This window comes from Peribacillus huizhouensis, from assembly GCF_014138605.1.
GTDB classification, from domain to species: domain Bacteria; phylum Bacillota; class Bacilli; order Bacillales; family DSM-1321; genus Peribacillus; species Peribacillus huizhouensis.
In genome coordinates, this window is record NZ_JACJHX010000038.1 from 1 (window position 1) to 9,039 (window position 9,039).

6 protein-coding genes, 25 tRNA genes and 1 rRNA gene are annotated in these 9,039 nt (G+C 39.6%); 28 read left to right on the forward strand and 4 right to left on the reverse strand.

What is annotated here, in order from left to right; all coding sequences use genetic code 11:
• The 27 genes from rrf to HNP81_RS23260 all read left to right on the forward strand — a co-directional run.
• Positions 1-105 (forward strand): 5S ribosomal RNA (gene rrf, locus HNP81_RS23130); the annotation flags it as partial.
• 41 nt (positions 106-146) lie between these two features.
• A tRNA-Glu gene (locus tag HNP81_RS23135) sits at positions 147-218 on the forward strand.
• 7 nt (positions 219-225) lie between these two features.
• Positions 226-301 (forward strand) — tRNA-Val (locus HNP81_RS23140).
• An 11-nt stretch (positions 302-312) separates the two neighbouring features.
• Positions 313-388 (forward strand) — tRNA-Thr (locus tag HNP81_RS23145).
• Positions 389-405: 17 nt separating this feature from the next.
• Positions 406-481 (forward strand) — tRNA-Lys (locus HNP81_RS23150).
• A gap of 8 nt (positions 482-489) precedes the next feature.
• Positions 490-571: transfer RNA gene (locus tag HNP81_RS23155), tRNA-Leu, on the forward strand.
• An 11-nt stretch (positions 572-582) separates the two neighbouring features.
• Positions 583-654 (forward strand) — tRNA-Gly (locus HNP81_RS23160).
• Between the two features lie 15 nt (positions 655-669).
• Positions 670-758, forward strand: a tRNA-Leu gene (locus HNP81_RS23165).
• A gap of 15 nt (positions 759-773) precedes the next feature.
• A tRNA-Arg gene (locus HNP81_RS23170) sits at positions 774-850 on the forward strand.
• A gap of 6 nt (positions 851-856) precedes the next feature.
• Positions 857-930: transfer RNA gene (locus HNP81_RS23175), tRNA-Pro, on the forward strand.
• A 16-nt stretch (positions 931-946) separates the two neighbouring features.
• Positions 947-1,022 (forward strand) — tRNA-Ala (locus HNP81_RS23180).
• Between the two features lie 32 nt (positions 1,023-1,054).
• Positions 1,055-1,131, forward strand: a tRNA-Met gene (locus tag HNP81_RS23185).
• A gap of 9 nt (positions 1,132-1,140) precedes the next feature.
• Positions 1,141-1,217, forward strand: a tRNA-Ile gene (locus HNP81_RS23190).
• Positions 1,218-1,227: 10 nt separating this feature from the next.
• A tRNA-Ser gene (locus HNP81_RS23195) sits at positions 1,228-1,320 on the forward strand.
• Between the two features lie 32 nt (positions 1,321-1,352).
• Positions 1,353-1,426 (forward strand) — tRNA-Met (locus tag HNP81_RS23200).
• A 3-nt stretch (positions 1,427-1,429) separates the two neighbouring features.
• A tRNA-Asp gene (locus HNP81_RS23205) sits at positions 1,430-1,506 on the forward strand.
• 43 nt (positions 1,507-1,549) lie between these two features.
• A tRNA-Phe gene (locus HNP81_RS23210) sits at positions 1,550-1,622 on the forward strand.
• Positions 1,623-1,637: 15 nt separating this feature from the next.
• A tRNA-Tyr gene (locus tag HNP81_RS23215) sits at positions 1,638-1,721 on the forward strand.
• Positions 1,722-1,799: 78 nt separating this feature from the next.
• Positions 1,800-1,871, forward strand: a tRNA-Gln gene (locus HNP81_RS23220).
• A gap of 4 nt (positions 1,872-1,875) precedes the next feature.
• Positions 1,876-1,946: transfer RNA gene (locus HNP81_RS23225), tRNA-Cys, on the forward strand.
• Positions 1,947-1,956: 10 nt separating this feature from the next.
• Positions 1,957-2,037: transfer RNA gene (locus HNP81_RS23230), tRNA-Leu, on the forward strand.
• Positions 2,038-2,069: 32 nt separating this feature from the next.
• Positions 2,070-2,143, forward strand: a tRNA-Gly gene (locus HNP81_RS23235).
• 7 nt (positions 2,144-2,150) lie between these two features.
• Positions 2,151-2,227 (forward strand) — tRNA-Ile (locus tag HNP81_RS23240).
• 18 nt (positions 2,228-2,245) lie between these two features.
• Positions 2,246-2,320 (forward strand) — tRNA-Asn (locus HNP81_RS23245).
• A gap of 23 nt (positions 2,321-2,343) precedes the next feature.
• Positions 2,344-2,434 (forward strand) — tRNA-Ser (locus HNP81_RS23250).
• Positions 2,435-2,444: 10 nt separating this feature from the next.
• Positions 2,445-2,518, forward strand: a tRNA-Arg gene (locus HNP81_RS23255).
• Positions 2,519-3,080: 562 nt separating this feature from the next.
• The gene (locus HNP81_RS23260) at positions 3,081-3,872 is read left to right on the forward strand and encodes an HTH domain-containing protein (RefSeq protein ID WP_182504140.1); all 792 of its coding nucleotides are present in this window, start codon (positions 3,081-3,083) and stop codon (positions 3,870-3,872) included.
• A 340-nt stretch (positions 3,873-4,212) separates the two neighbouring features.
• On the opposite strand, the gene HNP81_RS23265 is transcribed toward HNP81_RS23260, so the two are convergent.
• Entirely contained in the window at positions 4,213-4,764 is a 552-nt protein-coding gene (locus tag HNP81_RS23265) for a site-specific integrase (RefSeq protein WP_182504141.1), read from the reverse strand.
• A gap of 280 nt (positions 4,765-5,044) precedes the next feature.
• Between HNP81_RS23265 and HNP81_RS23675 the strand changes: the two genes are divergently transcribed.
• Positions 5,045-5,137, forward strand: a complete 93-nt coding sequence (locus tag HNP81_RS23675) for a putative holin-like toxin (protein ID WP_220478697.1) — start codon at positions 5,045-5,047, stop codon at positions 5,135-5,137.
• Positions 5,138-5,485: 348 nt separating this feature from the next.
• On the opposite strand, the gene HNP81_RS23270 is transcribed toward HNP81_RS23675, so the two are convergent.
• The 3 genes from HNP81_RS23270 to HNP81_RS23280 all read right to left on the reverse strand — a co-directional run bounded on the left by HNP81_RS23270 (position 5,486) and on the right by HNP81_RS23280 (position 8,200).
• Positions 5,486-5,770 (reverse strand): hypothetical protein, encoded by a 285-nt coding sequence (locus HNP81_RS23270; protein WP_028390621.1) that lies wholly within the window; start codon positions 5,768-5,770, stop codon positions 5,486-5,488.
• Positions 5,754-6,551 (reverse strand): ParA family protein, encoded by a 798-nt coding sequence (locus HNP81_RS23275; RefSeq protein ID WP_182504142.1) that lies wholly within the window; start codon positions 6,549-6,551, stop codon positions 5,754-5,756. Before HNP81_RS23275 ends, HNP81_RS23270 begins: the two co-directional genes overlap by 17 nt.
• Positions 6,552-6,985: 434 nt before the next feature.
• Positions 6,986-8,200, reverse strand: coding sequence for a replication initiation protein (locus tag HNP81_RS23280; protein ID WP_034300737.1), 1,215 nt, complete (start codon positions 8,198-8,200; stop codon positions 6,986-6,988).
• Positions 8,201-9,039: the final 839 nt, after the last annotated feature.

Below are 9,039 nucleotides of genomic sequence, written 5' to 3' on the forward strand. Positions count from 1 at the left end.
TGGCGAAGAGGTCACACCCGTTCCCATTCCGAACACGGAAGTTAAGCTCTTCAGCGCCGATGGTAGTTGGGGGTCTCCCCCTGTGAGAGTAGGACGTTGCCAGGCTAAGCCCCTAATAGGGGCTATTCTTTTGTTTACAATTATACGGCCCCTTGGTCAAGCGGTTAAGACACCGCCCTTTCACGGCGGTAACACGGGTTCGAATCCCGTAGGGGTCACTATATTGGAGGATTAGCTCAGCTGGGAGAGCATCTGCCTTACAAGCAGAGGGTCGGCGGTTCGATCCCGTCATCCTCCACCATTACCTATAGTGCCGGTGTAGCTCAACTGGTAGAGCAACTGACTTGTAATCAGTAGGTTGGGGGTTCAAGTCCTCTTGCCGGCACCAGGTTTTTTTGTGTTTTCGAGCCATTAGCTCAGTTGGTAGAGCATCTGACTTTTAATCAGAGGGTCGCAGGTTCGAATCCTGCATGGCTCACCATTTATTTAGCGGGTGTGGCGGAATTGGCAGACGCACCAGACTTAGGATCTGGCGCCGCGAGGCGTGGGGGTTCAAGTCCCTTCACCCGCATTGTTTATTACGCGGAAGTAGTTCAGTGGTAGAATACAACCTTGCCAAGGTTGGGGTCGCGGGTTCGAATCCCGTCTTCCGCTCTACTTTTCGTAAGTGCCGGGGTGGCGGAACTGGCAGACGCACAGGACTTAAAATCCTGCGGTAGGTGACTACCGTACCGGTTCGATTCCGGTCCTCGGCACCATTTTTACATCTATACGCGCCCGTAGCTCAATTGGATAGAGCGTCTGACTACGGATCAGAAGGTTATGGGTTCGACTCCTTTCGGGCGCGCCATATAGACGGGAAGTAGCTCAGCTTGGTAGAGCACTTGGTTTGGGACCAAGGGGTCGCAGGTTCGAATCCTGTCTTCCCGATTATTCTTTTTATAATGGGGCCTTAGCTCAGCTGGGAGAGCGCCTGCCTTGCACGCAGGAGGTCAGCGGTTCGATCCCGCTAGGCTCCACCATTATTATGATTATTGTATACGCTTATTTATTTGGCGGCGTAGCTCAGCTGGCTAGAGCGTACGGTTCATACCCGTGAGGTCGGGGGTTCGATCCCCTCTGCCGCTACCAAGTCATGAAGGATCTTTAGCTCAGCTGGTTAGAGCAGACGGCTCATAACCGTCTGGTCGTAGGTTCGAGTCCTACAAGATCCACCACTATTTATTCGGAGGTATACCCAAGTCTGGCTGAAGGGATCGGTCTTGAAAACCGACAGGGGAGTCAAATCCCGCGGGGGTTCGAATCCCTCTACCTCCTCCACTTTTTTAAAAATATCACACAATTCATATCGTCGCGGGGTGGAGCAGTCCGGTAGCTCGTCGGGCTCATAACCCGAAGGTCGCAGGTTCAAATCCTGTCCCCGCAATCTGGTCCGGTAGTTCAGTTGGTTAGAATGCCTGCCTGTCACGCAGGAGGTCGCGGGTTCGAGTCCCGTCCGGACCGCCATTTTTATTCTAGTAGGATCACCTACTGTTGATATACATTGTGTGGCTCAGTAGCTCAGTCGGTAGAGCAAAGGACTGAAAATCCTTGTGTCGGCGGTTCGATTCCGTCCTGAGCCATCATGAACATAATCTGGAGGGGTAGCGAAGTGGCTAAACGCGGCGGACTGTAAATCCGCTCCTTCGGGTTCGGCAGTTCGAATCTGCCCCCCTCCACCATTCCATCATCGTATAGTTTAAATATAGAGGTCTTCGGAAGTTCCGAAGAAGGTTGTGAACCCATTTATTTTATATTATTGGGCTATAGCCAAGCGGTAAGGCAACGGATTTTGATTCCGTCATGCGAAGGTTCGAATCCTTCTAGCCCAGTCATGGCAGCATAGCCAAGTGGTAAGGCAGAGGTCTGCAAAACCTTCATCCCCGGTTCAAATCCGGGTGCTGCCTTAATAAAAATGCCGGTGTGGCGGAATTGGCAGACGCGCACGACTCAAAATCGTGTTCCTTTGGAGTGCCGGTTCGACCCCGGCCACCGGTATCCATGAAGCAATTCATACAGCGTCATATTTTGCGGGTGTAGTTTAGTGGTAAAACCTCAGCCTTCCAAGCTGATGATGAGAGTTCGATTCTCTTCACCCGCTCCAAAAGAATGGGCCTATAGCTCAGCTGGTTAGAGCGCACGCCTGATAAGCGTGAGGTCGATGGTTCGAGTCCATTTAGGCCCACCATAATCCTATATTTTTTGTTCCGCAGTAGCTCAGTGGTAGAGCATTCGGCTGTTAACCGAACGGTCGTAGGTTCGAATCCTACCTGCGGAGCCATTTTTTTATATGGGGAAGTATATGGGGAAGTACTCAAGAGGCTGAAGAGGCGCCCCTGCTAAGGGTGTAGGTCGGGTAACCGGCGCGAGGGTTCAAATCCCTCCTTCTCCGCCACACATAGGATGCGCCTTTAGCTCAGCAGGATAGAGCAACGGCCTTCTAAGCCGTCGGTCAGAGGTTCGAATCCTCTAAGGCGCGTAAAAACTAACCAACTAAGGTTAGTTTTTTTATTTGATCCATTCAATAATCTGCAAGCAAAGTAACACCGCATCGATGTATTGAAGTCACTATAATCCTATTTAAGCTACTTATTTTTTTCTGCGATCTCTTAAGGGAATAGTAAAATATGCTTTGGTCATGAGGTTTTTATAATTACCTGTGAAGAATGTCGCTGAGGTCGTTCTAATTTCTTTTAAAGGCTCTTACGGTTTGTTTAAAGGAGAATCTATTAATTTATTATTGATTTGGAAGTTTTATAGCGATATAATTGCTAATAATTACATATGGACGGAAAAAGAACCTCAACTGTTTAAGTGGTGTTGGAGCACCCTTAAACCGTTTCCCCTAATCACCCTAGGGAAAACACTTGTCGAAGTTCCTTGTAACTAATAAAGTTATACGACTATTTTAGTGTATAATCCTGCTAGTTTCAAGGAAAAAATGTTGTTTGTTTCCATGAACACATTAAAGGCATTGTTTCCCTTAAGTTTACATAGGGAAACAATGCCTTTTTCTTTTGTTCCTAGAAGGGAAATAAACAATGACTATTTTCGTAGAAACCTCACAATTCAATCAAATGATTTCTCACAGGCCTTATGCAGAATCGAAAAATCAAAAGAAGAAAGTAAAGTACATGCTGCTGGATTCTATTAAAGAAAAGATAGGAGACAGATGGATTCTATTTAAAGAGGGTACTCGACAAGCGTTTGATATGATTTGTTTTTTCAGTGCGGAATTAGGTTTCTTTTACGCCGGGGCCCAGTATCTTGCAGATCGTCATTCTATTAGTGATCGGACTATAAGGAATAGATTTAAGGAATTAGAAGAACTAGGACAGGTTGTAAAATTACATAGGCGTTCTAAGAGGTGTAACGGGAAAGGGAAACCCGTGTACCTGTTTGTTAATCATCCATACTTTACATATTGGGTTCATTTATTGGGTTTAAACATAGAAGATTTCCATACAGATTTCCATACAGAAAACGCTGAAACCTCTTGTAACAGTAAGGAAGAAGCCACTAAAAAAGTTTCTACCTATTCTTTACCTTTAAAACAAGAAAGTAATATATATATTAGCGATAATCATATTATGCAAGCTATTTATAATAGAGTTAATGATGCAATAAAAGACGGAACAACAATAAAATTCCTATCTAGTTATGTAGATCGTATTTTTAGATCTTTAGAAAAACAAGCCATATATGCTGAAAATATACGCCTGGTTGCTAAGAAGAAACAGCATGAGAAAGAAGCTTATGAATTTTTTTATAAACCTAAAGAAGTCCCTTTTTATAATTGGTTAGAGGAGCCGGCCGAGGGTAAAAGTGGATGAAGTAGTAAGGAGGTTTATGTATAAATAGAGTGATTAGTTTCGGGAAGAGATTAAGAAATATGGATATAGTGGTTTAGAGATAAAAAATGTGAAACGAGTAAAAAATACGAATGATGTAAGAATTATAGGATGCTGTTTGCTGATTATTTGAAGTGTTTTTTTAAAAACTCGTCGTACAAGCTGTTTATTAGTCCTTCTAAGGCGTTTTATCTTTTTTTGAGTAACAAAGTAAATGCGAATATTTCAGATGCTATAAACGGCCATCAAGGGGGCTTTAATGACCCCATAGTGGACTGACGTTTTTCAATCGTGCCGACAAAAAATGGTTCTTTTCCGCATTTTACAAAGAAAAATCCTTTAACGTTTCGTCGATTTCTTCTTGTGTAATCCCAATATACCGTTTGGTGATCGATGGGGCAGAATGGTTAAAAATATTCTGAAGAAACGCCAGGTCTTTCGTTCTCCGATAATACGCATATCCAAAGGTTTTTCGCATCGTATGCGTACCGATATCGTCCCGACCAAGCACATTTCCCGCTTTGACAAGCATCCTGTAAGCTTGGGTAGGAGTAATCGGTCCATTTCCTTTTCGGCTTGGAAGCAGGTAATCTTTATCGTTCATATGGGCTGTATAATTCTCAATTTCCTCCCGTAGCTTAACTGGTAACATAAATCGTTTCTTTTTATCCGTTTTCTTCTCTCGGATCACCACATGACTTTTATCTCGAACATCTCCGACTTTCAACGGAATAATATCACTGACCCGAAGCCCGGTATTAATTCCAAAGACAAACAAAAAATAGTCCCGTTCCGAACCATATCGGCGCAACGCCCATTTCATATCTTCAATTTCTTTGGCCGTTCGCAACGGCTGCACGTTCTTTTCTTTCATGATTTTCCTCCATTATCGTACATTCAACGTATGATAAGGGTAGTTTATCAATATTAATCAGTGATATCAAGGATTTGAATGTACGAAAATATGCAAAATCATACATTCGTAAAAAATCATTATTCAATTAAAGAAGCAGATTAAAGGCTCACTTGGAAACCAACAATATCCATTATTCAAATTAGAGATGTTACAGCTATTTATAAATATTTTTCCATTTTGATTTTGTATAGGACAAACTGAGGTCTGGGAAGGCTGAGTGTTAGGAGGCGATGGATGAATGGATACTTTTGAAGTTCTATCCCTGATGCTTAGCTTTGGCATGTTTGTAATCACTGTTCTGGAATTTAAAGATAAGGATAAGAATTCTTGAACACGCTGAAAAAAGCGTGTTTTTTCAACGTGAAGATAAGAAAAAACCTCAGTCTCTTTTTTCTTAGAATTTCGGCAAAGCATCGACAGCATCCATTTACAAAAGATATGCCAGAACATATGGAGGGATTTTCTCTTTAGTAATCTGTAGTCTTCAATCATGTTCGGGATTCTGCGGACTATAAATTCCAGAACTACTTTAAAGCCGCCAACTAAAGAGGAAAAGAAGAAATAAACGTTTCTTCGTTGGTGGAATGGTTGGTTCCTTCTTTACCTCTTTCCATGCAGCACTGCAGAATATGCTACTTGAATAAGCTTCAGTCTGGCCGCATAGTAAGTAAATTGTATTCTACTTGATCTCCTTCAAATACCTCTCCAAAGCCTCTTCAATCAGAATATAGATGTTTTTCTCATGGACAAGAGCTTGCATTTTTAATTCTTTATGTAGATCTGTACGTAGATCAAAGGATACGCGTTTTCTTTCCACTTTTATTTCTTCCTTTCTTGTATCGTTGATTTCTTTATTCGAATAAACGTTGGTATCTTCTTCGCCTACTATTTCGGCTAATGCTTGGGTTGGGGTAATTATTTTTTGCTGGCGTTTCATTTTTTTTATGTCATTCACCTTGGACACGCTCAATCAACTCCTTGTAGAAACGGTTGTATTGGTCTAATGCTTGTTTTAATTCTGGATTCCCATTAAATCCATAGAGAGCTAATCGGCCGACTGGTGCTTTTCTCGTAATGGTGGTTTGAAAAACTTCGTTAGGATAGTCCTCCTCAATCATTTCTTTAAACGCTTTTGAATCGCTTCTACGTACATCGTTCATGGTGCGCAAAATCCCAACGACTTGTGTATCTCTATGACCGAAATTTCTAGCCCCTTCAACAGAGTCCATAAAGTTAGGAATCGCCGAGTAACACCAGCTTGAACATTCAAACATCACAACTACGTGTTCACTTGCGCATAGGGCATTTGTCGTCTGTTCACTAAGTGATGGTGGGGTATCAATTAAGATAAAGTCATATTGATCCCTAACTTGATCAAGAATTTGATCAAGGATTAAGCTAGGGTTCCCCTTAAATGGAAGAGTGTCCCCTTGATAGGTTTTCCCGGTATAAATCCAGCGAGGAAATGTAGCTAAAAAATTATTGGCAGGAAGTAAATCTAAATGATTGGTGATAGGAACAATATACTTTTCTACGTCGTTTTGTTGCATCGCTTCTAAAATAGATCTTCCCATGAACTCATTAGACGGTTGTTCAGATAAGAATTCAGTCAAGTTTCCTTGAGAATCCATATCCACGGCTAATACACGGTAGCCATCTTCTTTTAGCAGATAGGATAATATGCCCGTTGTAGTGGATTTGCCGCATCCACCTTTTTGGATTCCCATTGTAATAGTAATGGCCAATCTTCACACCTTCCTTTTTTCAAAAGTTGTTTTCTACTTTCCTTATTCGATAATAGTTGAACAACTCCTTCTGGGTGATAAAAACCTTCATTTTTACAGGTTGCTTTTCAACGTCATAAGCGAGACATTAAGAGTGTAATTGCTTAACTAACTTTTTTTCATACCATCATATATTCTTAAGATAAACTCGATAGAATATATAAGCGCTGCTTTAAAACCTTAAACAGGATAAAAATACACTTTATATACTTTAAATAAGGGGAGCTTGCTTGGGTTCAAAAAGCAAACATCACGCTGCACGATAATCACAAAAAAGAAATCTCCAACTAAAAGATAGCAATGGCTAAAAACAATATATGAACATAAAAAGGGGTGGACATCCACTCCCTTTTATATTCCCTATTAAATTCAGCAACCTAAAAATTAATTTGATACTACACTCCTTTTAACCAATCTTCAATCTGTATCTTGGCCTTTTCAATATCCTTTTTTTCTATAGTAGTATTTTCAGGCTCCATAATATTAAGCGTTTCGTATAAGTCTTGTTTGATCGTTTCAAAAATCTGCACAGCATCGCCTTGCTCCACATCCAAAAACCTCTGTATTTCACTAATTGACTTCTCTTCCACAAACCAATACGGTAAAGGATCTCTTGATTTTCTAAAATCTGAAATTAAATGCATAAGAATGTTTTCGGATGACGCAATACCTTCATTAGGTCTTGAAGAACGTAACACTTTCGTTATGTACCCTATAGGATTTTCGATATCTTTTCTATCTTGTATTTTCTCTAATAGGTCAATAACGGTTGCTTGTCCATATTTCCCCCATGATTCAATCACTTCATCTGACAACTGGATCCCCAATGTTTTTCCTAGCTTTCTGACGCTTTTTGAAAAGCTATTTGACAACTTAAATTCTTCAAGATTACTTTCAAAAATATCTAATTCTTCTATCTTAGGTTCTTTTGCAGACTTTATTAGAAACTTAACTTTTTCAACTTTACGTCCTTTTTTCACAACTTCTATTTCAAAAGAAATATCCGTTTTCTTCATAAGTTCCTTCTGGGCCGGTAAAAGTACACGTTGTTTAAAGTTTCCATAAGCAGGATAGACATCTTCAGCGCCAAGCATCTTCCGTAAATCTGAAAGAAAAAACGTCCTCTCCTGAAACTTTTCGTATTGTTTTAACAATTCATAGATCCGAATAGCATAAGAACTTTTGAGTTTAACGACATTTTCAAGCTTATAACTCGTAAATTCTTTTTTTAATTCTAATAGGTATGGACGTAAGAAAGGATCAAATCGAACGTCTATCGTACCTTCAGACTCGTTATAAGCAACATAGCTTAACCAGGCTACCTGGATGACTTTCTTATCAATACGGACCTCAAACACCTTTTGCATGAGTTCCTTAGTAATTTGCCTTAATTCTGTATATTTAGGCGTGCCATTTAAGCCTAATAATCGATTAAACTCCTTAATAGGTAATGTATATGATTTAAAATCCGAATCCTCGGGATGAATATTGCTGGCCAAACAAAGAATAATCTTTTGCTCAACTACACCGAGTTTATAATTTGCTTCGATTAAAATATTAGATTTAGTTACAAGTTGATTGGTTCGATTTTCCATAATCGATGTAGACATTAAAAAAATCCCCCTTTGGGTTCATCTGATTATGCCAAATTTTTAACTATAACAAAAGTTTTTTTTTGTTATAGTTGGCACCATTTTTGTTATAGTTGGCACCATTTTTGTTATAGTTAAGGCACCATTTTTGTTATAGTTGGCACCATTTTTGTTATAGTTGGCACCATTTTTGTTATAGTTGGCACCATTTTTGTTATAGTTAGGTCTGTCGAGCCCAGTCGTATCAAGGGTTCCAAGGGGTCTGAAAACAAGAATAAAACAAGAATAAAACAAGATAAAACAAAAAACAGTAAAACAACAACACAAAAAATGTGATTGCTATTCGAATACATAAATTACATAAAATGAAAATAAAGGATTTATATGTAAAGTTAAAATATCATAGGAGTATTCATCCAGTTCTAAAAAAGATGACCTGAAAATAGCTAATGAAGAATGAGCTTATTCATTCAGAAAATTCCAAAGCACTAATATCTTTTTTCTATTGACTCTTTAAAAAAAAGATATTAATATATTAATTCCCGTTAGATTAAGGGATTTTAGCAAAAAAAAGTTTCGTTTTAATTTCTTCGTAGAAGTTGACAAAGGCGAATGTATTTGATAATATGAATCTTGTCGCTGATACGAAATAAATTATTTCGGAAAATCATTTGACAATCTGAGGACAAAATGATAAACTATTATTCTGTCTCAAATTAATAGTTCTTTGAAAACTAAACAAAGCAGAAACGTCAACGTTTTAATTTAAGTGAGTACACACTATAAAAACAATGAGCAAGTCAAACACTTTTTGGAGAGTTTGATCCTGGCTCAGGACGAACGCTGGCGGCGTGCCT

Coding starts and splice junctions, on each gene's coding strand:
- HNP81_RS23260 (WP_182504140.1), top strand. CDS start 3,081: ATGACTATTTTCGTAGAAACCTCACAATTCAATCAAATGATTTCTCAC.
- HNP81_RS23265 (WP_182504141.1), bottom strand. CDS start 4,764: ATGAAAGAAAAGAACGTGCAGCCGTTGCGAACGGCCAAAGAAATTGAA.
- HNP81_RS23675 (WP_220478697.1), top strand. CDS start 5,045: ATGGATACTTTTGAAGTTCTATCCCTGATGCTTAGCTTTGGCATGTTT.
- HNP81_RS23280 (WP_034300737.1), bottom strand. CDS start 8,200: ATGTCTACATCGATTATGGAAAATCGAACCAATCAACTTGTAACTAAA.